The 22309-nt window shown below is 72.2% G+C and carries 21 protein-coding genes; 14 read left to right on the top strand and 7 right to left on the bottom strand.

Annotated elements, in window-relative coordinates; genetic code table 11:
- Positions 1–120 precede the first annotated feature (120 nt).
- Positions 121–363: a preprotein translocase subunit SecG gene (gene secG / locus FHX71_RS12710; protein WP_020014806.1), complete on the top strand. Its 243-nt coding sequence runs from the start codon at positions 121–123 to the stop codon at positions 361–363.
- Positions 364–417: 54 nt separating this feature from the next.
- Entirely contained in the window at positions 418–780 is a 363-nt protein-coding gene (locus tag FHX71_RS12705; protein WP_182616741.1) for an RNA polymerase-binding protein RbpA, read from the top strand.
- A 127-nt stretch (positions 781–907) separates the two neighbouring features.
- Here FHX71_RS12705 and pgl read toward each other — a convergent pair whose 3' ends face one another.
- Genes pgl through tkt form a run of 5 tightly spaced genes read right to left on the bottom strand, consistent with a single transcriptional unit; the run spans position 908 to position 7475 of the window.
- On the bottom strand, positions 908–1681 hold the full coding sequence (gene pgl, locus FHX71_RS12700; protein WP_182616739.1) for a 6-phosphogluconolactonase: 774 nt from the start codon (positions 1679–1681) through the stop codon (positions 908–910).
- Positions 1681–2610: a glucose-6-phosphate dehydrogenase assembly protein OpcA gene (opcA, locus tag FHX71_RS12695; RefSeq protein ID WP_182616737.1), complete on the bottom strand. Its 930-nt coding sequence runs from the start codon at positions 2608–2610 to the stop codon at positions 1681–1683. The genes pgl and opcA overlap by 1 nt, the downstream gene beginning before the upstream one ends.
- Positions 2607–4169 (bottom strand): glucose-6-phosphate dehydrogenase, encoded by a 1563-nt coding sequence (gene zwf, locus FHX71_RS12690; protein ID WP_182616735.1) that lies wholly within the window; start codon positions 4167–4169, stop codon positions 2607–2609. The genes opcA and zwf overlap by 4 nt, the downstream gene beginning before the upstream one ends.
- Positions 4166–5317 (bottom strand): transaldolase, encoded by a 1152-nt coding sequence (gene tal, locus FHX71_RS12685; RefSeq protein ID WP_182616733.1) that lies wholly within the window; start codon positions 5315–5317, stop codon positions 4166–4168. Before tal ends, zwf begins: the two co-directional genes overlap by 4 nt.
- Before the next feature lie 52 nt (positions 5318–5369).
- On the bottom strand, positions 5370–7475 hold the full coding sequence (gene tkt / locus FHX71_RS12680) for a transketolase (RefSeq protein WP_182616731.1): 2106 nt from the start codon (positions 7473–7475) through the stop codon (positions 5370–5372).
- Positions 7476–7808: 333 nt separating this feature from the next.
- Here tkt and FHX71_RS12675 point away from each other — a divergent pair, with 333 nt between their 5' ends.
- From FHX71_RS12675 to FHX71_RS12625, 11 genes are all read left to right on the top strand, one after another.
- Complete coding sequence (locus FHX71_RS12675) at positions 7809–8789, top strand: heme o synthase (protein WP_312877033.1); 981 nt, start codon at positions 7809–7811, stop codon at positions 8787–8789.
- 209 nt (positions 8790–8998) lie between these two features.
- Entirely contained in the window at positions 8999–9850 is an 852-nt protein-coding gene (locus tag FHX71_RS12670) for an HpcH/HpaI aldolase/citrate lyase family protein (RefSeq protein ID WP_182618676.1), read from the top strand.
- Between the two features lie 133 nt (positions 9851–9983).
- Positions 9984–10904, top strand: coding sequence for a site-specific tyrosine recombinase XerD (gene xerD / locus FHX71_RS12665; protein WP_182618675.1), 921 nt, complete (start codon positions 9984–9986; stop codon positions 10902–10904).
- A 124-nt stretch (positions 10905–11028) separates the two neighbouring features.
- A complete protein-coding gene (locus tag FHX71_RS12660; protein WP_182618674.1) occupies positions 11029–11928 on the top strand; it encodes a ParA family protein in 900 nt (299 codons plus the stop codon).
- Positions 11912–12937, top strand: a complete 1026-nt coding sequence (locus tag FHX71_RS12655) for a segregation and condensation protein A (RefSeq protein ID WP_376770128.1) — start codon at positions 11912–11914, stop codon at positions 12935–12937. Before FHX71_RS12660 ends, FHX71_RS12655 begins: the two co-directional genes overlap by 17 nt.
- On the top strand, positions 12934–13599 hold the full coding sequence (scpB, locus tag FHX71_RS12650) for an SMC-Scp complex subunit ScpB (RefSeq protein ID WP_182616729.1): 666 nt from the start codon (positions 12934–12936) through the stop codon (positions 13597–13599). Before FHX71_RS12655 ends, scpB begins: the two co-directional genes overlap by 4 nt.
- Positions 13600–13671: 72 nt before the next feature.
- Positions 13672–14634: a pseudouridine synthase gene (locus FHX71_RS12645; protein WP_182616727.1), complete on the top strand. Its 963-nt coding sequence runs from the start codon at positions 13672–13674 to the stop codon at positions 14632–14634.
- Between the two features lie 72 nt (positions 14635–14706).
- Positions 14707–15441 (top strand): (d)CMP kinase, encoded by a 735-nt coding sequence (gene cmk, locus FHX71_RS12640; protein WP_182616725.1) that lies wholly within the window; start codon positions 14707–14709, stop codon positions 15439–15441.
- Between the two features lie 64 nt (positions 15442–15505).
- Entirely contained in the window at positions 15506–17050 is a 1545-nt protein-coding gene (gene der, locus FHX71_RS12635; RefSeq protein ID WP_182616723.1) for a ribosome biogenesis GTPase Der, read from the top strand.
- Between the two features lie 84 nt (positions 17051–17134).
- Positions 17135–18220: a prolipoprotein diacylglyceryl transferase gene (gene lgt, locus FHX71_RS12630; RefSeq protein WP_182616721.1), complete on the top strand. Its 1086-nt coding sequence runs from the start codon at positions 17135–17137 to the stop codon at positions 18218–18220.
- A gap of 159 nt (positions 18221–18379) precedes the next feature.
- A complete protein-coding gene (locus tag FHX71_RS12625) occupies positions 18380–19633 on the top strand; it encodes an MFS transporter (RefSeq protein WP_182616719.1) in 1254 nt (417 codons plus the stop codon).
- A 16-nt stretch (positions 19634–19649) separates the two neighbouring features.
- Here FHX71_RS12625 and FHX71_RS12620 read toward each other — a convergent pair whose 3' ends face one another.
- Together FHX71_RS12620 and FHX71_RS12615 are read right to left on the bottom strand one after the other, a co-directional pair.
- Positions 19650–20342, bottom strand: coding sequence for a hypothetical protein (locus FHX71_RS12620; RefSeq protein ID WP_182616717.1), 693 nt, complete (start codon positions 20340–20342; stop codon positions 19650–19652).
- Positions 20343–20471: 129 nt separating this feature from the next.
- Positions 20472–21155, bottom strand: coding sequence for a DUF4232 domain-containing protein (locus FHX71_RS12615; protein ID WP_182616715.1), 684 nt, complete (start codon positions 21153–21155; stop codon positions 20472–20474).
- Positions 21156–21393: 238 nt separating this feature from the next.
- Between FHX71_RS12615 and FHX71_RS12610 the strand changes: the two genes are divergently transcribed.
- The gene (locus tag FHX71_RS12610; RefSeq protein ID WP_182616713.1) at positions 21394–22308 is read left to right on the top strand and encodes a glycoside hydrolase family 43 protein; all 915 of its coding nucleotides are present in this window, start codon (positions 21394–21396) and stop codon (positions 22306–22308) included.
- The last annotated feature ends 1 nt before the right edge of the window (position 22309 follow it).

Below are 22309 nucleotides of genomic sequence, written 5' to 3'. Positions count from 1 at the left end.
TTTTCGGGGCTTTTCGGAGTTCTGATCAGGGGGTTCGCAATGTGAGGTACGTCTCGCTTACTCTTGACCGAATCCGCCGCCGGGGAACGCCCGGCACATCTACAACCGAGGACGTGAACCGTGGACGCGCTCCGCATCATCCTGGAAGTTCTGCTGGTGCTCACCAGCGGCTTCCTCACCATGCTCATCCTGCTCCACAAGGGCAAGGGTGGCGGTCTGTCCGACATGTTCGGTGGCGGTATCTCGATGGGCGCCGGTTCCTCCGGCGTGGCCGAGCGGAACCTCAATCGCATCACAATCGCCTTTGCCCTGGTGTGGGCCGTGGTGATCGTCCTGCTCGGACTCATCCAGAAGGTCAGCTGACCCGGTCGCCAAGCGCCTAGCAGCTGACGGCCACACACAGAGGGGACGACAGACGTGGCATCAGGCGGTCATGCGATTCGAGGGAGCCGGGTAGGCGCCGGCCCTCTCGGGGAGACGGAGCGGGGCGACACCGCCCCGCGTATCCGAGTTTCCTACTGGTGTGCCAATGGGCACGAGACGGCACCGAGCTTCTCGGTAGGCGAGGACGTCGAGGCTCCCACGCAGTGGGACTGCCCGCGGTGCGGCTTCCCCGCCGGCATGGACCCGGTGAACCCGCCGAGTCCCGTGCGGAACGAGCCCTACAAGACGCACCTCGCCTACGTGAAGGAGCGCCGGTCCGACGAGGACGGCGCGGCCCTCCTGGAGGAGGCGCTGGAAGCGCTGCGCATCCGCCGTCGCGGACGAGTGGCTGGCTAAGAGTTTTGAGGCCGGTGGTACAGAACGCCGGCGAAGTAGAACGAGGGCGGGACACCTGACCAGGTGTCCCGCCCTCGTTCTGTCTCGCCACGGTTCTACTTCGCCACGGTTCTACTTCGCCCTGGTTCTACTTCGGCGTGGTGGCGCCCGCCGACTCGAGGTCCAGCAGCCACAGCGTGCGTGCCTGCCCGACGGCGCCCGCGGCGGGCACCTCGCTCACCGGGTCGCCGGCCAGCGCCGCCGCGACCCGGTCCGCCTTCTCGGCGCCGGCCGCGACGACCCACACCTCGCGGGCGGCCCGGATGGCGTCGAACGTGAGGGAGACCCGCTCCGGCGGCGGCTTGGGCGAGCCGTGCACGCCCGTCGTCGTGCCCTGCGCGGCCAGACCCTCGTGGCCGGGGAACAGGGACGCGACGTGCCCGTCCGGGCCCATGCCGAGCAGCAGGACGTCGAACGCCGGGACGCCGTCCGCCGCGCCGTCCGCGTGCTCCGCGAGGGTGGCCGCGTAGGCCGCGGCGCCCTCCTCGGGCGTCGCGACCGACGTCGGCCCCGGCATGGCGTGGACGTTGGCGGCGGGGAGCCCGTGCCCGGCGACCAGGCCGTCGAGCAGCGCCTCGCGCGCCTGCGTCTCGTTGCGGTCCGGGTCGCCGTCCGGCAGGAACCGCTCGTCGCCCCACCACAGGTGCACGTTCGACCAGTCCACGGCCGGCACCAGCGGGCTCGCGGCCACGGCCGCGAGCGTCGCGATGCCGACCGTGCCGCCCGTGAGCACGACGTGCACGGGGGAGCGGACCGACTGCACGTCCAGGACGCGCGTCAGCAGCCGCGCGGCGGCCGCCTGCGCGAGCACCTCCTTGTCGGGGTGCACGACGACGAGCCGCACCCCGGACGCGTCGGCCATCAGGCCGCCGTCCGGTTGGTGACGTACCCGAGACCCCGCGTGAGGACCTCCTCGAAGATCTCGTCCGGGTCGAGCCGGCGCAGCTCCTCGATGAGGGCCTCGTTGAGGGCACGGATCGGCAGCGCGATCCGCCGCGCGGGCTTGCCCGGCTGCGTGATCGTGACGGTGCGGCCGTCCGGGCGGTCGAGCACGATGGGGCCGCTCTTGCGCTCCAGCACGACGCGCGTGATGGCGTCGTCGCTGGCGGTGCGCACCACCTCGGCCGGGACGTTCAGCCGTGCCCCGAGCCAGGCCGCGAGCAGGTCGAGGGACGTGTGCTTCTTCTGCCCCTCGACCGTCACCGACAGCACCGGCTCGAACGGCGGCTGCTCCACGGCGGCCGCGATGAGCGCCCGCCACAGGGTCACGCGCGCCCACGCGAGGTCGGTGTCGCCGGGGGCGTACGTGCCCGCGAGCTTGCCGAGCAGCTCCTCCGGGTCCTTCGCCGTGGTGCTGTCGATGATCCGGCGGGTCGCCATGGCGCCCACCGGGTCCTGCGACGGCACCGCCGGCGCCTCCCGCGGCCACCAGGCCACGATCGGCGCGTCGGGCAGCAGGAGCGGCATGACCAGCGTGTCGGTCCGCTCCAGGAGCGGGCCGAAGGCGCGCAGCACCACCACCTCGGAGGCACCGGCGTCACCGCCCACGCGGATCTGCGCGTCGAGCCGGGCGTCCGTCCCGCGCGCCGCCGGGGCGACGACGATGACGCGGCACGGGTGCTCGCGGCTCGCGTCGTTGGCGGCCTCGACCGACTCCTCGACGTCGCGCTCGTCGGCCAGCACCACGAGGGTGAGCACGCGGCCGAGGGCCACCGCACCGCCCTCGTCGCGCAGGCGCACGAGCCGCTTGTTGACGTCGTTGGTCGTCGTGTCCGGCATGTCGATGATCACGGTCGCCTCCAGGTCCGGCCGTCGCGCTCCATCATGGCGTCGGCGGACGCCGGACCCCAGGTGCCGGACGCGTAGGGCTCCGGCTGGCCCTTGCGCGCCCAGTAGGACGTGATCGGGTCGAGGATCTTCCAGGAGAGCTCGACCTCCTCGCGCGTCGGGAAGAGCGGCGGGTCGCCGAGCAGCACGTCGAGGATGAGCCGCTCGTAGGCCTCGGGGGAGGACTCGGTGAACGAGTGCCCGTAGCCGAAGTCCATCGTCACGTCGCGCACCTGCATCGCCGTGCCCGGCACCTTGGCGCCGAACCGCATGGTGACGCCCTCGTCGGGCTGCACGCGGATGACCAGGGCGTTGCTGCCGAGCTCTGACGTCAGCGACGTCTCGAACGGCAGGTGCGGCGCCTTCTTGAACACGACGGCCACCTCGGTGACGCGGCGGCCCAGGCGCTTGCCGTGCCGCAGGTAGAACGGGACGCCCGCCCAGCGGCGGTTGTCGACGTCCACCCGGATCGCGGCGAAGGTCTCCGTGGAGGAGTCCTTCGCGATGCCGTCCTCCTCCAGGAAGCCCGGCACCTCCTCGCCACCCTGCCAGCCGGCCTCGTACTGGCCGCGCGCGGTGTGCTTGCCCAGGTCACGCGGCAGACGCACCGACGAGAGCACCTTGATCTTCTCGGCGCGCAGCTCGGCGGCGTCGAAGTTGCGGGGCTCCTCCATGGCGACCAGGGCCAGGAGCTGGATCAGGTGGTTCTGGATGACGTCGCGCGCGGCGCCGATCCCGTCGTAGTAGCCCGCACGGCCGCCGATGCCGATGTCCTCGGCCATCGTGATCTGCACGTGGTCCACGTAGTTCGAGTTCCACAGGGGCTCGAACATGGTGTTCGCGAAGCGCAGCGCCAGGAGGTTCTGGACCGTCTCCTTGCCCAGGTAGTGGTCGATGCGGAACACCGACTCCGGGTCGAACACCTTGGAGACGACGGCGTCGAGCTCCTTGGCGCTGGCCAGGTCGTGCCCGAACGGCTTCTCGATGACGACGCGCCGCCAGGCGTGCACGCCGTCGCCGTCCGCGTCCTCGTCCGGGTGCGACAGCCCGTGCTTGGAGAGCTGCTCGCACACCACCGGGAACGCCGACGGCGGCACCGACAGGTAGAACGCGTGGTTGCCGCCCGTGCCGCGCTCCTTGTCGAGCGTCTCGACGGTCTCGCGCAGCCGCTCGAACGCGGCGTCGTCGTCGAAGGAGCCCTGGACGAACCGGATGCCCTCGGCGAGCTGGCGCCACGTGGCCTCCCGGAACGGGGTCCGGGCGTGCTCCTTGACGGCGTCGTGCACGACCTGCGCGAAGTCCTGGTCCTCCCAGTCGCGCCGCGCGAAGCCCGTCAGGGCAAAGCCCGGCGGCAGGAGGCCGCGGTTGGCGAGGTCGTAGACGGCGGGCATGAGCTTCTTGCGGGACAGGTCACCCGTCACGCCGAAGATCACGAGGCCGCTGGGGCCCGCGATGCGGGGCAGTCGCAGGTCGAGGGGGTCGCGCAGGGGGTTGACCCCCTGCGCGATCTTCGCGGGCCTCACCGCTCGCCGGCCCCGGCGTCGTCGAGGCCGTTCTTGGTGGTCGTCAGGAGCTCGTCCCAGCTGACCTCGAACTTCTTCACGCCCTCGTCCTCCAGCTGCACCGTCACCTCGTCGATCGAGATGCCCTGCGCCTCGATGGCCGCGATGGTCGCGGCCGCCTGCTCGCCCGAGCCGGTCACGGTGTCCGCGAGGACGATCCCGTGGTCGGCGAACGCGTCGAGCGTCTTCTCCGGCATCGTGTTCACGACGCCGGCCACCACGAGCTCGTCCACGTACATCGTGTCGCGGTAGGACGGGTCCTTGACGCCGGTCGACGCCCACAGGGGCCGCTGCGGCTGCGCGCCGGCGGCCGCGAGGGCGGCCCAGCGCCCTGTGTCATCGGTGGTGAAGACGTCTTCATACGCCGCGTAAGCGAGCCGGGCGTTCGCGATGGCGGCCTGGCCGCGCAGCGCGAGCGCCTCGTCCGTGCCCACGGCGTTCAGGCGCTTGTCGACCTCCGAGTCCACGCGGGACACGAAGAACGACGCGACCGAGCCGATCACGGACAGGTCGTGGCCCGCCTCCCTGGCCTGCTCCAGGCCGGCCAGGAAGGCGTCCATCACGGCGCGGTAGCGCTCGATCGAGAAGATCAGCGTCACGTTGACGCTGATGCCCTGCGCGAGGGTCGACGTGATGGCCGGCAGGCCCTCCGCCGTGGCGGGGATCTTGATCATCACGTTGGGCCGCGCGACGGTCTCCCACAGCCGGACGGCCGTGGTCTGCGTCGCCGCCGTGTCGCGGGCCAGGCGCGGGTCCACCTCGATGGACACGCGGCCGTCCACGGCGCCGGTGGCGTCGTAGACGGGGCGCAGCAGGTCGGCGGCGTCGCGCACGTCGTCCGTGGTGATGCGCTCCACCGCGGTCTCGACGTCGGACCCGGCCAGCTCGCCGAGGATGCCCGCGTAGGCGTCGCCGTGGGCGAGCGCCGCCGCGAAGATCGTCGGGTTGGTGGTCACGCCGACGACGTTCCGGGTGACCATGAGCTCTGCCAGGTTGCCGCTCCGGAGCCGCTCCCGGGACAGGTCGTCGAGCCAGATGGCGACACCCGCCTCGGACAGCCGCTCGGTGGGGCTGACGTTCTCGCCGCTGTCGCTGGTGCTGTCAGTCATCGTGCCCTTCCTCTCTCGGGTCCAGTCTCGTGTCCAGGTGTTCCGACGCGGTTCAGGACGCCGCCTCGATCGACTCCTTGGCGGCCTGGGCGACCGCCTCGGAGGTGATGCCGTACTCGGCGTAGAGCGTCTTGTAGTCCGCCGACGCGCCGTAGTGCTCGAGCGAGACGATGCGGCCGGCGTCGCCGACGACCTCGCGCCAGCCCTGCGCCACGCCCGCCTCGACGGAGACCCGGGCCTTCACACCGGACGGGATGACCGACTCGCGGTAGGCCTCGTCCTGCTTGTCGAACCACTCGCGCGACGGCAGGGAGACCACGCGGGCCTGGATGCCGTCGGCGGCGAGGAGCGCGCGCGCCTCGACGGCGAGCTGCACCTCGGAGCCGGTGCCCACGAGGACGACGTCGGGCGTGCCCTCGGTGTCCAGGAGCACGTAGCCGCCCTTGAGGGTGCCCTCGGCGCCGGCGAAGCCGTCGGTGCCGCGCGGGTAGGTGGGCACGTTCTGCCGGGTCAGCACGATGCCGGCCGGGTTCTTCGTGTTCTCCAGGATGCCGCGCCAGGCCCAGGCGGTCTCGTTCGCGTCCGCCGGGCGGACGACGTCGAGGTTCGGGATGGCCCGCAGCGCCGCGAGGTGCTCGACCGGCTGGTGGGTCGGGCCGTCCTCGCCGAGGCCGATGGAGTCGTGCGTCCACACGAACGTGGTCGGGATGCTCATCAGCGCGGCCAGGCGCACCGAGGCACGCATGTAGTCGGCGAACTGCAGGAACGTGCCGCCGTACGGGCGGGTCAGGCCGTGCAGCACGATGCCGTTCAGGATCGAGCCCATGGCGTGCTCGCGGATGCCGAAGTGCAGGGTGCGGCCGTAGGGGTCGCCCGGGAACTTCTTGGTCGCGTGCTCGGTCGGCACGAACGACGGCACGCCGTCCATGGTCGTGTTGTTCGAGCCGGCGAGGTCGGCGGAGCCGCCCCACAGCTCGGGCAGCACGTCCTTGAGCGCGGTGAGCACCTTGCCCGACGCCGCACGGGTCGCGACGCCCTTCTCGCTCGCCTCGAACTCGGGCAGGGAGTCGGCCCAGCCCTCGGGCAGCTCGTGGGCGCGCAGGCGCTCCAGGAGCGCGGCCTGCTGCGGGTTGGCCTCGGACCAGGCGGCGAAGGCGGCGTCCCAGGCCTCGCGCTGCGTGGCCTGGCGCTCGGCGACGGAGCGCGTGTAGGCGAGCACCTCGTCGTCGATCGCGAAGGTGGCCTCGGGGTCCAGGCCGAGCGCGGTCTTGAGGCCCTTGACCTCGTCGGCGCCCATGGCCGAGCCGTGGATGCCACCGGTGTTCTGCTTGGTGGGCGACGGCCAGCCGATGATGGTGCGCAGCGCGATGATCGACGGCTTGCCGGTCTCGGCCTTGGCGGCGTCGAGGGCGGCGGCCAGCGCGTCGGTGTCCTCGGCGTAGCCCTCGCCGCCCGAGGTCCAGTCCACGCGCTGGGTGTGCCAGCCGTAGGCCTCGTAGCGCTTGAGCACGTCCTCGGTGAACGCGATGTTGGTGTCGTCCTCGATCGAGATCTTGTTGTCGTCCCAGATCACGATCAGGTTGCCGAGCTGCTGGTGGCCGGCGAGCGACGAGGCCTCCGAGGTGACGCCCTCCTGCAGGTCGCCGTCGGAGGCGATGACGTACACGTGGTGGTCGAACGGCGACTCGCCGGGGGCGGCGGACGGGTCGAGCAGACCCCGCTCGCGGCGCGAGGCGAACGCCATGCCGACGGAGGAGGCGAGGCCCTGGCCCAGCGGGCCGGTCGTGATCTCGACGCCGGCGGTGTGGCCGAGCTCCGGGTGGCCCGGGGTCTTGGAGCGCCAGGTGCGCAGCGCGGCGAGGTCGTCCATCTCCAGGCCGTAGCCGGCGAGGAAGAGCTGCAGGTAGATCGTCAGCGACGAGTGGCCGGCGCTCAGTACGAACCGGTCGCGGCCCTGCCAGTGCGGGTCGGACGGGTCGTGGCGCATGGCCTTCTGGAAGAGGAGGTACGCGGCCGGCGCGAGCGAGATCGCGGTTCCGGGGTGTCCGTTGCCCACCTTCTCGACGGCGTCCGCGGCCAGCGCCTTGATGGCCTTGACCGCTCGCTCGTCGAGCTCCGACCACTCCAGGGGCTTCAGCACGGGGTCGAAAGCGTTCACGAGTCCTCTTTCTCTCCGCCGTCGACCCTCGTCCTTGTCCGGAGAGCGGACGCGCCGGAGAGCCGCGCAGCGTGCGTGCGGCGGCGGCGGGATGCCGGCCGCCCTTCAATCGATGGCGTCAACAACCCTATACGCGCGCGTAATCCGTTGCGCAGGGCTGTCCACGGACTGTTCGTCCCAGGATGTGGTGGACAAATCTCACACGCTCGCGGGGGAATGCGGTGCGCGACCCGGTCACCCCGCGACGTACCATGGGCACGCACCCGACCGGCAACAGCGCCGACCAGGTGCGTCATCGACTTCCTGCCCCTCCCGAACGGAACTGCGACGCGCGTGAGAACGAGCCACCTGACGAACGGCCAGACCGCGCGTCCCCAGGAGGACGGCCCCGAGGTCCCGGCCGCCGACGTCGAGCAGCGTCCCGGGGGCTGGTTCATGCGCCGCGCCGGCGCGTATGTCGCGCTGACCAAGCCGCGCGTCATCGAGCTGCTGCTCGTGACGACCGTGCCCACGATGATCCTCGCGGCCGACGGCCTGCCCAGCTTCTGGCTGATCGTCACCACGCTGATCGGTGGCGCCGGCGCCGCGGGCAGCGCGAACGCGTTCAACATGTGGTGGGACCGGGACATCGACCAGGTCATGAACCGCACCAAGAAGCGCCCGCTGGCCACGGGGGAGATCACGCCGCGCGCCGGCCTGGTGTTCGCCTCGATCCTCGGCCTGCTGTCGCTGGCGTGGTTCGCCCTGGTCATCAACTGGGCCGCGATGTGGCTCACCCTGGGCGCCATCGTCATCTACGTCGTCGGCTACACGATGATCCTCAAGCGCCGCACCCCGCAGAACATCGTGTGGGGCGGCATCGCCGGCTGCATGCCGGTGTTCATCGGCTGGGCGTCGGTCACCGGCGGGCTGAGCTGGGCGGCGCTGGCGCTGTTCGGCATCATCTTCTTCTGGACGCCGCCGCACTACTGGCCGCTGTCGATCAAGTTCAAGAAGGACTACGCCGCCGCGAACGTCCCGATGCTGCCGGTGGTCAGCGACGACAAGCGCGTCGCCGCAGAGATGGTGGGCTACACGATCGCGATGATCGCCTGCTCGCTGCTGCTCACCCCGCTCGCGGGCATGTCCTGGGTCTACACCGTGGTGGCCGCCGTGCTGGGCGGCTGGTTCCTCTGGTCGACGATCGCGATGCTGCGCCGGGCGCAGGGCAAGGCCGAGGGCAAGCTGGGCGCCATGAAGGTGTTCCACGGCTCCATCACGTACCTGTCGCTGCTGTTCGTCGCGGTCGCGGTGGACGTCTTCCTGCCCTTCTGATCCCCTTCTGATCGTCCGCCCGGGGCCGCACCAGACCTCGGCATAGCGGGGGTCATGATTCGGCCTGCATGCTGGTGGCCGCCTAGGCTGGGCGCGTGACCGAGACCCCAGCCGACCGAACCACCGAACCTGCCGAACAGCCGGCCGCGCAGTCCGCGGGCTATTCCTCGGGCCTGCCGACGGCGACCGCCGTCGTCCCCGAGAGCGACCTGGCGCCGCGCCGGGCCGCCCGCGAGAAGTCGCGCGTGGCGCCCGACTACGCGCGTGCCTGGCTCCTGCTCTCCGCGATGCGGACCGAGCTCTTCGACAAGGCACAGCTCTCCCGGGCGGACCAGGTGATCCTCGACTGCGAGGACGCCATCGACGACTCGCTCAAGGACGAGGCGCGCGAGAACGTCATCCGGTGGATCAAGAGCGGCGGCAGCGCCTGGGTCCGGATCAACGACCGCACGGCGCCGTCCTGGGCCGACGACGTGGCCTACCTGCGCGGCCTCGAGGGCCTCAACGGCGTGATGCTCGCGAAGACCGAGAGCGCGGACGACGTCATCGACACCGCGCAGCGCCTCGGCGGCGACGTGCCCGTGATCCCGCTCGTGGAGTCAGCCCTCGGCATCGAGGAGGCCGTGCACATCGCGAAGGCCCGCGGCGCGTTCCGCCTCGCGTTCGGCTCGGGCGACTACCGCCGCGACACCGGCGCCGCCAACGAGCCCATGGCCATGGCCTACCCGCGCACGCGCCTCGTGGTCGCCAGCCGCATCGGCGGCCTGCCCGGCCCCGTGGACGGCCCCACGGTCGGCTCGTCGCACGCGCTGCTGCGCGAGCAGTCGACCGACGCGGTCAACCTCGGCATGACCGGCAAGCTCTGCCTGGACTTCGAGCAGTCGAGCGTCATCAACGAGTCCTTCGCGCCGACGTCGTCCGACGTGGCCTGGGCCGTCGACTTCTTCGCCGAGTTCGAGGCCGCCGGCTCCGTGATCCGCGACGGCAGCGACAAGCCGCGCCTCGCCCGCGCCCAGGTGATCCGGTCGCGCGCCGAGCTGTTCGGCATCGACCCGTCCTGACGGCGGGGGGCGCCGTCCCCGGCGCGCCCCGCCCGCTTCACCCGCTCACGCTCGGCATGATGGGCCGGTGTCCACCGCACTGGCCCGTCCGTCGTCCCGGGAGAACCCACCCAGCGCCCCACCGGCCGTCGCCGTGGAGGGTGGGCTCGACCGCGCACTGCGGGACTACCTGGCCCACCTGAGCGTGGAGCGCGGGCTGTCGGCCAACACCGTCGCCGCCTACCGGCGCGACCTCGTGCGGTACGCCGCGTTCCTCGGCACGACGGGCCGGAGCGGCCTGTCCGGGATCACGGAGTCCGACGTCACGGCGTTCGTCGAGGCCGTGCGCCAGGGGGCCGACGGCGGCCGTCCGCTGTCGCCGTCGTCGACCGCCCGCGCCCTGGCCGCCGTGCGCGGCTGGCACCGGTTCGCGCAGGCCGAGGGGCTCGCGGTGGACGACCCGTCCGCCGAGGTGCGCGCCCCCACGCAGCTCCGGCGGCTGCCGCACGCCCTGTCCGTGGACGACGTCGCCGGGCTGCTCGACGCCGCCGGGGCGGGCGACGGGCCGCTGCCGCAGCGCGACCGGGCGCTGCTGGAGCTGCTGTACGCGACGGGCGCCCGGATCTCCGAGATCGTGGGGCTCGACGTCGACGGGGTGGGCGACCGCACCGCCGTCCGGCTGCTCGGCAAGGGCTCCAAGGAGCGCGTGGTGCCCGTGGGGTCGTTCGCGCGCGACGCCGTCGAGGCGTACCTCGTGCGGGCCCGCCCGGCACTGGCCGCCGCGGGCCGCGGCACGCCCGCCCTGTTCCTCAACACGCGCGGGGCGCGGATGTCGCGGCAGACGGCGTGGGCCGCGCTGCAGGCCGCCGCCGCGCGCGCCGGGCTCACGGAGCACGTCTCGCCGCACACCCTGCGGCACTCGTTCGCGACCCACCTGCTCTCGGGCGGGGCCGACGTGCGCGTGGTGCAGGAGCTGCTCGGGCACGCGTCGGTCACGACCACGCAGATCTACACGATGGTCACCCCCGACGCCCTGCGCGAGGTCTACGCCGCGGCCCACCCGCGCGCCCGCTGACGGGGCGGGGGACGGGCGGCGCGGCCGAAGGGCGCCACGCCGGGGCTCGAGCCGGGTCCTGCCCACACTCTGGTATAGCGTGGCGGGCGTGAGCGAGGCACCCAGCCAGGAGGGATCGAGCACGATGACCGACATTCTTCTCGGCAAGACGGTCGTCGGCGGTGCACCCACGGACTCGGAGATCGTGCGCGACGTCGTGGGTCGGGTCATGCCCGACCTGCCCGAGCCGGCGCCCCTGTCGAGCCACGGCCCGGCGCGCATCATCGCGATGTGCAACCAGAAGGGCGGGGTCGGCAAGACGACGACCACGATCAACCTGGGCGCGTGTCTCGCGGAGTACGGCCGCAAGGTGCTCCTGGTCGACTTCGACCCGCAGGGCGCCGCGTCGGTGGGCATCGGCGTGAACCCGCACGAGCTCGACCTCACGATCTACAACCTGCTCATGGAGCGGGGCGTGGACATCAAGGACGTGCTCATCCCGTCCGGCATCGAGAACCTCGACGTGCTCCCCGCGAACATCGACCTGTCGGCGGCGGAGGTACAGCTCGTGGGCGAGGTCGCCCGGGAGTCGGTGCTGGCCCGCGCCCTGCGCCCGGTGATCGACGACTACGACGTGATCCTCATCGACTGCCAGCCGAGCCTCGGCCTGCTCACCGTCAACGCCCTGACGGCGGCGCACGGCGTGCTGATCCCGCTGGAGTGCGAGTTCTTCGCGCTGCGCGGCGTCGCGCTCCTGGTGGAGACCATCGAGAAGGTGCGCGACCGGCTCAACCCCGCGCTGGAGATCGACGGTATCCTCCCCACCATGTACGACTCGCGCACCCTCCACTCCCGGGAGGTCGTGGCCCGGGTGCACGAGGCCTTCGGCGACACGCTGCTGCACTCGATCATCGGGCGCACGGTGAAGTTCCCCGACGCCACGGTGGCCGCCGAGCCCATCACCGCGTACGCCCCGGGGCACCCGGGTGCCGCCGCGTACCGTCAGCTCGCCCGGGAGCTCGTGGCCCGTGGCGACGCTGCCTGACGCGGGGGTGCTCTCGGCCGAGGCGCCCGAGGCAGAGGCCCCCGGGGCGCCGTCGTCCGAGCAGGCACCCGCGACGCCGGGGGAGCAGCCCGCGGAGCGGGCGTCGTCGCGCATGTTCCAGGTGCGGCTGCACAACTTCGAGGGCCCGTTCGACCTGCTCCTGTCGCTGATCGCGAAGCACCAGATGGACGTCACCGAGGTGGCGCTCGCGGTGGTGACCGACGAGTTCGTCGCGCACATCCGCGAGGCCGAGCGGGCCTCGCGGGAGGCCGCCGACCGCGGCGAGGTGCACGAGTCCTGGGACCTCGGCGTGGCCAGCGAGTTCCTGGTGATCGCCGCGACGCTGCTCGACCTCAAGGCCGCGCGCCTGCTGCCCGGCGTCGTCGACGAGGACGCCGAGGACCTGGAGCTGCTGGAGGCCCGCGACCTGCTGTTCGCGCGGCTCCTGCAGTACCGCGCGTACAAGGAGGTCTCGAAGGTCCTCGCGGACCAGATGGCGTCGTCGGGACGCCGCGTGCCCCGCCTGGCGCCGCTGGAGCCGCACCTGGCCGCGATCCTCCCGGAGCTGGTCTGGGACACGACGCCGGAGCGGCTCGCGGAGCTGGCCGCGAAGGTGCTGGCGCCCAAGCCGCCGCCCGTGGTGGGCCTGGCCCACCTGCACGGCTCCGCGGTCAGCGTGCGCGAGGAGGCCGGCGTCATCGTCAAGCGCCTGCGCGCCGAGCACTCCGTGACCTTCCGGTCGCTGACGGCGGGCACGGAGCGGCTCGTGACCGTCGCCCGGTTCCTGGCGCTGCTGGAGCTGTTCCGCGACGCGCTGGTCGGGTTCGAGCAGGTCACCCCGCTGGGCGAGCTGACGGTGCGGTGGACCGCAGGGCCCGGCGACGGCGAGAAGTACCTCGACCCGGCGGCCGGCCCGGGCGAGTTCGACGAGGACGACCTGCCGGCGGCGGCGCCCGAAGGTGCCGAGCAGGCAGACACCGAGCAGCCCGGAACGGAGGCGACAGCATGACCGTCGAGGAACAGGCCCCGCAGGCCCCCGAAGCCCCGCAGGCGGGCGTCCCGGCCGGCCCCGCGCCGGAGGAGCAGGTCCTCGTCGACGTGCACACGCTCCCGGGCGGCGCGCACGCGGCGGTCGAGGCCGTGCTCATGGTGGCCGACGCGCCGATCGGCGCGGACCGCATCGCGGCCGCGCTGAACCTGACGCAGGACGAGACCGACGACATCCTGCACGAGCTGGCCGACGAGTACGCCGGCCACCTCGGGTCCCGCCCGCGCGGCTTCGAGCTGCGCCGGACGGTCGACGGGTGGCGCATCTACTCCTCCACGGCACACGCGGACCCCGTCGGGCGCTTCGTGCTGGACGGCCAGTCGTCGAAGCTGAGCCAGGCCGCGCTGGAGACGCTCGCCGTGATCGCGTACCGTCAGCCGGTGACGCGTGGCCAGATGAGTGCGGTCCGCGGCGTGAGCGTCGACGGCGTCGTGCGGACCCTGCTGACCCGCGGGCTGATCGCCGAGATCGGTCAGGACCCGAGCTCGGGTGCGGTTCTGTTCGGAACCACGGGATACTTCTTGGAGCGGATGGACTTCTCGTCGCTCGACGAGCTGCCCCCGCTGGCGCCGCACCTGCCGGACCTCGACATGATCGACGGTCTCGACGGGCTGGACTCCTAGCCCGGCCCGAGGCCGCGCACACGGGTTCCATCGCGCCCTTCCTTGTTTTTCCGACGTACCGAGAGATGAATCATGAGCAACGAACGCCGCGGCGGGAGCCGCCGCGAGTCCGGTGACGGACAGCAGCCCCGCCGCCCCGCCCGTTCGGGCGGCCAGTCCGGCAACCGGTCCGGAGGCCAGGCCGGCAAGCAGGGCGGCCGGCAGGGCGGGAACTTCCGTGGGGGCAGCTCCGCGAAGAGCCGCGCGCAGGCGAACGCGCCGCGCCGTCGGCCCGCGCAGTCCTCGGAGCCGGCCCGGGACGTGCACGTCGAGGACGGCGTGCGGCTGCAGAAGGTGCTCGCGCAGGCAGGCCTGGGCTCGCGCCGCGCGTCGGAGGAGCTGATCGCGAACGGGCGCGTCGAGGTGGACGGGCAGCTCGTCACCGAGCTGGGCGTGCGCGTCGACCCCGCGACCGCCGTCATCCACGTGGACGGGCTGCGCATCCAGCTCGACCAGGCCAAGGTGACGATCGCGCTGAACAAGCCGCTCGGCGTCGTCTCCACGATGGACGACCCCAAGGGCCGCCCGACCGTCGCGGACCTCATCCGGAACCGTGAGGAGCGCCTGTTCCACGTGGGCCGGCTCGACGCGGACAGCGAGGGCCTGCTGCTCCTGACGAACGACGGCGAGCTCGCCAACCGCCTGTCGCACCCGAAGTACCAGATCGCCAAGACGTACCTGGTGACGGTCGAGGGCGAGGTGTACCCGCGCATCGGCCGCGAGCTGCTGAAGGGTGTGGAGCTCGACGACGGCGTCGCCAAGATGGACGCCGTGCACGTGCTCCAGCAGATCGACGGGTTCGCGATGCTGGAGGTCGTGCTGCACGAGGGCCGCAACCGGATCGTGCGCCGCATGTTCGAGGCCGTCGGGCACCCCGTCACGCGCCTGGTGCGCACCCGGATCGGCCCGATCCCGCTGGGTGACCTCAAGGCCGGCCGCACCCGCGTCCTGGGTCGCACGGAGCTCGGCACCCTGATGAACGCGGTAGACCTGTAATCTCTCCCGCTGAGTGCTGGGTATTCGCCCCTGAGCCCGCACTCGGACGGCAGATATCCAGCACTCAACGAAATGAGCGAACCTGTGACCAGCCCTGTAGTGATCGCCATCGACGGGCCGTCGGGCTCCGGCAAGTCGAGCGTGTCGAAGGCGGTCGCGGCGCGCCTCGGCCTGGCCTACCTGGACACGGGCGCCATGTACCGGGCGGCCACGGTGTGGGGCATGGCGACGGCGGACCTGGCGGACGCCGGGGCCGTCACCACCGCGGTCCGGGCGATGCCGCTGGTCATGGGGCTGGACCCGGTCGCGCCGGGCGTCGAGCTGGACGGGAAGGACGTCGCCGAGACGATCCGCACCACCGAGGTCACGACCAACGTGTCCAAGGTGGCGTCCAACCTCGACGTCCGCGCCGAGCTCAAGCGGCTCCAGCGCGAGATCATCGACCAGGAGTCGGGCGCGCAGGCCGTGCAGTCGGGCGGCCGGGGGATCGTGGCCGAGGGCCGCGACATCACCACGGTCGTGGCGCCCGACGCCGACGTCCGCGTGCTGCTCACCGCCTCGGAGGAGGCGCGCCTGCGCCGCCGTTCCCTGGAGGTGCACGGCGCCGACGACGCGAGCGCCGTCGAGGCCACGAAGGACCAGGTGCTGCGCCGCGACCAGGACGACGCCAAGGTGACGCAGTTCCTCGTCGCCGCCGACGGTGTGGTGACGGTGGACTCCAGCGACCTCGACTTCGAGCAGACGGTCGACGCGGTGCTTGCGGTGGTCACGCAGGTGACGGGGCGCGCGGTCGCGCCGTCCGCGTAGGGAGCGACGCAGGTCATACGTCCGCGGGTCGGCCTGAGCGCGCCGGGCCTGCGACAATGGACGCATGACCCACGACTCCTCTGCATCCGAGGCTGCCCTGAACCCGGCGGCCGGAGACGATGCTGCCCTGGACGACGCCGCCACCGTCGCACCCGACCTCGACCTCACCGAGACCGAGGACGACGTCGCGCGCGAGCGCGCCCTGCGCGTCGGCCTCGAGGAGTTCGAGCTCGACGAGGAGGACCAGGCGCTCCTGGACTCCGAGTGGGCGGACGACGAGGACGAGGCCGAGCAGATCCTGCCGGTGCTCGCGATCATCGGGCGCCCGAACGTCGGCAAGTCGACGCTGGTCAACCGCATCCTCGGCCGCCGCGAGGCCGTCGTGGAGGACAAGCCGGGCGTGACGCGCGACCGCGTGTCCTACCCGGCGGAGTGGGCCGGTCGCCGGTTCATGCTGGTGGACACGGGCGGCTGGGAGGTCGACGTCGCCGGCATCGAGTCCAAGGTGGCGGAGCAGGCCGAGGTCGCGATCTCCCTGGCCGACGCCGTGGTCTTCGTGGTCGACGCCGCCGTGGGCGCCACGGCCACGGACGAGCGGGTCGTGGAGCTGCTGCGCCGCTCCGGCAAGCCGGTCGTGCTGTGCGCCAACAAGGTGGACGGCGCCTCGGGCGAGGCGGACGCCACGTACCTGTGGGCCCTGGGCCTGGGGGAGCCGTTCCCGGTCTCGGCGCTGCACGGCCGTGGCACGGGCGACCTGCTCGACGCCGCGATCAAGGCGCTGCCGTCCAAGTCCGCGCACGGCACGCTGCGGCCCGCGGGCCCGCGCCGCGTGGCGCTCGTCGGGCGGCCGAACGTGGGCAAGTCGTCGCTGCTGAACAAGATCGCCGGCTCCGAGCGGGTCGTGGTCGACGAGGTCGCGGGCACCACGCGTGACCCGGTCGACGAGCTGATCGAGCTGCGCGGCATCCCGTACTGGTTCGTCGACACGGCCGGCATCCGCCGTCGGGTGCACCAGACCAAGGGCGCCGACTTCTACGCGTCGCTGCGTACCGCGGCCGCGATCGACAAGGCCGAGATCGGCGTGGTGCTGGTGGACGCCTCCGCCCCGCTGACGGAGCAGGACATCCGCGTGATCCAGCAGGTCGTGGACTCCGGTCGTGCCCTGACGATCGCGTACAACAAGTGGGACCTCATGGACGAGGACCGCCGCCCCTACCTCGAGCGCGAGATCGAGAAGGAGCTGGTGCAGATCCAGTGGGCGCCGCGCGTGAACCTGTCGGCGCGTACCGGCTGGCACAGCGAGCGCCTGGTCCCGGCGATCGAGCGGTCGCTGGCGTCGTGGGACCGTCGTATCCCGACGGGCAAGCTCAACTCGTTCCTCGGTGAGCTCGTGGCGGCGCACCCGCACCCGCTGCGCGGCGGCAAGCAGTCGCGCATCCTGTTCGCGACGCAGGCCTCGACCCGTCCGCCGCGGTTCGTCATCTTCGCCACGGGGTTCATCGAGGCCGGTTACCGCCGGTTCATCGAGCGCCGTCTGCGCGAGACGTTCGGCTTCGAGGGCACGCCCATCGAGATCTCGGTGCGCGTGCGGGAGAAGCGCCGCCGCTGACTCGGCCGGGCCGGGGAACGCGACGCGGGGTGCGGCACGCCGGTCGATGCCTACATCGGCGCCGGATCGCGGTACCTTCGGGTCGTGCTTCCGGCCAGTATCCCCAGCCCTGACCCGGTGTGGTCCCAGTTCAGCCTGGGCCCCCTCACCATCCACACCTACGCCCTGTGCCTGCTGGCGGGCATCGTCGCCGCCGCCTGGATCACGGACCGGCGGCTCCGTGCCCGCGGGGCCGCCCCCGGCATCGCCGTCGACATCGCCATGTGGGCGGTGCCGATCGGCATCGTCGGCGCCCGGATCTACCACGTGCTCACGCACCTCGACGACTTCACCGGTCCCGGCGTCGACGCCTGGGCCTGGGTGCGGATCTGGGAGGGCGGCAACGCCCTGTTCGGTTCGCTGCTCGGCGGTGCGGTCGGCGTCTGGATCGGCTGCCGCATGTCCGGCCTGCGCTTCTGGTCGTTCGCCGACGCGCTGGCGCCCGGCCTGCTCGTGGCGCAGGCGATCGGCCGGCTCGGCAACTACGTGAACCAGGAGCTGTTCGGCGTGCCGACCACGCTGCCCTGGGGCCTGGAGATCCGCTCCGACGCGCCGATGTTCCCCGCCGGCACGCCCGAGGGCACCCTGTTCCACCCGCTGTTCCTGTACGAGATGATCTGGAACCTCATCGGGGTGGCGGTGCTGCTGCTCATCGAGCGCCGGGTCGTCCGCCGCAACGAGGCCCTGCTGGCCGACGGCGGTAGCCCCGGGGCCGGTCTGCGCTGGGGCCGCCTGTTCGGCCTCTACCTGATCTGGTACGGGCTGGGCCGGAGCTGGCTCGAGTCCATCCGGATCGACCCGACGAGCGACGCGCCGCTCGGTGTCCCCGCGAACATCTGGACGTCGGGGGTCGCGATCCTGCTCGGTATCGCGATCGTCGTGGTGCAGGGCCGGCGGCACCCGGAGCCCGAGCTCTCGGTCTACGTGCCGGGCCGCGAGCCCGAGGACGAGGACGCCGAGGGCGAGACCGCCGGGGACGCCAAGAAGGCGGAGGCGGAGAAGGCCGACGCGAAGAAGGTCGACGCGGAGTCCACGGCCACCAAGGCCGAGGCCAAGTCCACGGCCACCAAGGCAGAGGCGGAGACCGCCGACGCGGACGCGAGCCCCGTGGACCCGGCCGGGAGCAAGTAGCCCGGGAAGTACTGCGCAGCCGAGGCTGTGCCTACGTGTCAGACGCACAGGTCACCCGGGTGACCTGTGCGTCTGACATGTAGGTGAGGTTTTGAGCTGTGCGCACCCTCACAGCCCCTCAGGTTGTTCACTCGGGCATCTATTGCGCAGGATGTGGTCATGCCACACACGCGCCCCGGGGACACGCCTGCCGTCGACGCCCCCGTGGGACCGCGCACCTGGTGGCCCGTCGCCGCCGTCCTGCTGGCCATCGCGTGGGGCGGCAACGAGTTCACGCCGCTGCTGGTCATGTACCGGGAGCAGGGGCACCTGGGCGACGTGACGGTCGACGCGCTGCTGGCCGCGTACGTGTTCGGCATCGTCCCCGCGCTGCTGCTGGGCGGGCCGCTGTCCGACCGGCACGGCCGCCGTCCGCTCCTGCTGCCCGCCGCGCCCGTGGGTGCCCTGGGCTCGCTCGTCCTGGCCCTCGACCCGACCAGCCCCGTGCTGCTCGCGACGGGCCGTGTGCTGTGCGGCGTCGCGCTCGGGCTGGTGATGGCCGTGGGCAGCACCTGGATCACCGAGCTCAGCGCCCGCACGGGCGAGCGCGCCGCCGGCCCGCGGCGCGGCTCCCTGTCGCTCACCGTCGGCTTCCTGCTCGGCGCGGGCGTGGCCGCGGCGCTCGCCCAGTTCGGCCCGTGGCCCACCCACCTGGCCTACGTGCTGCACGCCGCCGGGGCCCTCGCCGCCGGGGTGTGGCTGCTGCGCGTGCCCGAGACCAACCCCGCCCTGCACCGCGACGCCCGCGCGCCGCTGCTCGACGACCTGCGGATCACCGCCGTCGGGCACAAGCGGTTCCTGAGTGTCGTGGTGCCGCTCGCGCCCTGGGTGTTCGGCTGCGGCGGCAGCGCCTACGCGGTGCTGCCCGCGCTGCTCTCCGACCACGCCGGGACGATCCCCATCGCGTTCGCCGGCGGCATGACGGTGCTCTCGCTCGGCTGCGGCATCGGCATGCAGGCCGTGGCCCGGCGGATCGACACCCCGGCGTCGGCCCGCGCGACCGTCACCGCGCTGAGCATCGTCGCCGTCGGGATGGCGCTCGCGGCGTGGGCCGCGGTGTCGCCGTCGCTGCCGCTCGGCGTCCTCGCGGCCGTGGTCCTGGGCACCGGCTACGGGCTCGGCCTCGTCGCGGGCCTCAGCGAGGTGGCGCGCATCGCCGGGCCGGGCCAGCTCGCGGGGCTCACCGCCGTCTTCTACTCGCTGACCTACCTGGGCTTCTTCGCCCCGATGGTGCTCGCGTGGCTGCGGACCACCTGGTCGTACGGGCAGATGTTCGGCTTCGGCGCGGCCGCCGCGGCCCTGTGCCTGGTGATCGTGGCGGTCTCGTCCCGCAAGAACCTCCCGCTGGCGGGCGGCGGGCGCGGGGGTCGGTGACGCCGGGGGACACCGGTCAGTCCGGGAGCACGAGCTCGTACGTCCCGTCCTTGGTGCAGAGAGCGCCGTCGGCGGTGAAGTTCAGAACAGCCCGGCCCTGGGCGTCGGTCGTGAGGGTGTAGTCGCCGCGCGCGAACGGCGTCGAACCCCGGTCGTCGGCACTGAGCTCGTGGCAGTCCGGGTCGGTGAGAAGTGAGTCCGTGATGTCCCGGTAGTGGAACGGGCCGCCCTGGTAGACCCGCCAGTTGATGTGGTGAATGGAAAAGCTCTCCCGGACGACGATCCGCTGGTCGGCGGGGCGGTCGAGCTCGTCGAGCCCGACGTAGCGCGTGTGCGCGGTGAGCATGGTGAAACCGCCTGCGATCAGCGTGGCGACACCCGTGGCCAGGACGAACGCACACAGGAAGAGCGCGGCCATCGCGGCAGTGAACGCCTCGTACCCGACGACGAACAGCCGGAACCCGGTCACGCTCAGCACAAAGCCGGACGCGCACGAGACGGTCCAGAGCAGAAAGGTCAGGGTGTCGCCGCCCAGGCTGGCGACGAGGAAGAGGTCATCTCTGCCGAGTCCGACCGAGACACCCAGGGCTGCGAGCGCGGCGAGAACTCCGACCAGGAGTGATGTCCTGGCGGTACGGATCGCCCGCCGTCGCGCGTCCGTGGCGCGGGTGCTGTCGTCCCGCGCCGGCTGCTCCACCAGGTCCGTCACGCGGGTAGTACAGCACAGCCTGCGGGGCGCCGATCATGAGATCGGTCCGGTGTCTTGAGACCGGTCCATTGACCGACCGATCTCAAGACACCGGACCGAAGTCATTTCTGAGCCCTGCCAGGGAAAGTCCTAGCTCGCCGGCTGGAGGGCCTGGACCTGGAGCAGCGGCTCGTCCGAGTCGGCGCACGCCATGAGCTGGAGCTGGTCGTTCTGCACGAACAGCGAGCGCTTCTCGCCCGGCGGGTAGATCCGCAGCCCGTCGGCGGGCGTCTGGCCGCACTCGTCACCGTAGTTCTCGGCGTTCGAGACCCGGACGAGGGCCTGCGCGGACTCACCCGGCGCGAGCGTCACGGTGTCGTGCGGGCTCGACCGGTCGAACGTGGCGGCCTCGCCGAGCTGCGTGCCGTCGTTGTCGCCGACGAAGGACACGCCCGGCCAGCCCTGCAGCCAGCACTCCTGCGGCGCCTCGTTCTTCAGCACGACCTCGATCTCGTAGTGCCCGGCACCGCCGCCGCCCTCCACGGGGACCAGGCTGCCCGCGAGCTCCGGCGTCTGGCAGCGGCCCTCGGTCGCGCCGGAGTCGTCCGTCGAACCCGTCCCGTCCGTCGCGCTCTCCGAAGAATCGGGCTCCGAGGCCTCCCCGGACGGCGCCGACGACGCGCTCTCCGTGGGGCCGGCCGACGTCGTGGACGCCGTCGGCGTGCCGGACGCCGTGTCGCCGTCGGCGGAGCTCGCCGAACATCCCGCGGTGACGAGCAGTGCGGCAACCCCCGCGGCGCCGCACATCGTCCTGATGGTCCTGTGCTTGGTCATCAAAGTTCCCCTCGTGCAGTGCCAACCTCGTGCAGTTCCAACCAACCGGTGGCCGCGTCCAGCCCTGCGGCCGTTCTCGATCGTGTCAGAGGTTCGATCATCTCGCTAAGTTGCTCTGAGCAACGAATTTCGGACGGCGTGTGGCGAAGCGGGTGAATCTGGACGGCCCGGCGAGCGCCGGAGATCTTTCCTAACGTGGTGCGCTGCTGATGTTCCGAGCGAGAGGGCAGGACAGACGATGGCGACGAACCCTGTGTACGGCTCCAACTTTCCCGACCCCGCGGTCCTGGAGGTCGACGGGACCTACTGGGCCTATGCGACGAAGAACCGGGTCGAGGCCCTGCCGGTGCTGCGCTCGGCGGACCTGGTGCGCTGGGAGCCGTTGGGCGACGGGATGCCCGAGCTGGCCCCCTGGGTCGAGCCCGGCCTGAACTGGGCGCCCGAGGTCGCGGTCGTGGGGGAGCGGTACGTCGCGTACTACACGGCGCACGACCGGGCCACCGACCTCCAGGCCGTCGGGGTGGCCGTGTCGGACACGCCCCACGGCCCGTTCCGGGACGACGCCGAGCGGCCGCTGCTGGTCCAGGACACCGAGGGCGGCTCCATCGACGCCTCGCCGTTCACCGACGCCGACGGCTCGCGCTGGCTGCTGTGGAAGAACGACGGCAACCACGTGGGGGTCGACACCTGGATCTACGTGCAGCGGCTGTCCGACGACGGGCTGCGCCTGGAGGGCGAGCCGAGCCGCATCCTGAAGCAGGACCAGGAGTGGGAGGGCGCGCTCGTGGAGGGCCCGTACGTCTGGCCGCACGACGGCCGGTACTACCTGTTCTACTCGGGCAACGCGTTCGCCTCGGACCGGTACGGCGTGGGCTACGCCGTCGCCGACAGCGCCACCGGGCCGTACGTGAAGCCGCAGGACGGCCCGATCATGGTGTCGAACGACGTGGCCGCCGGCCCGGGCCACGGCATGGTGGTCGAGCGCGACGGCCGCACCTGGTACGTGCACCACGCCTGGCCGCCCGGCGCGGTGGGTGAGCCCGAGCCGGGCCGCCAGATGTGGCTCACGGAGCTGGTCTTCGACCCGGCGCCCGACGGCGGGCCGGACGTCCCGCGGTTCCTCGGCCCCAAGACCGACCTCGACCTGGCCTGAC

The organism is Promicromonospora sukumoe, from assembly GCF_014137995.1.
Classification (GTDB): domain Bacteria; phylum Actinomycetota; class Actinomycetes; order Actinomycetales; family Cellulomonadaceae; genus Promicromonospora; species Promicromonospora sukumoe.
This window is presented reverse-complemented; position numbering and strand designations above follow the sequence as displayed.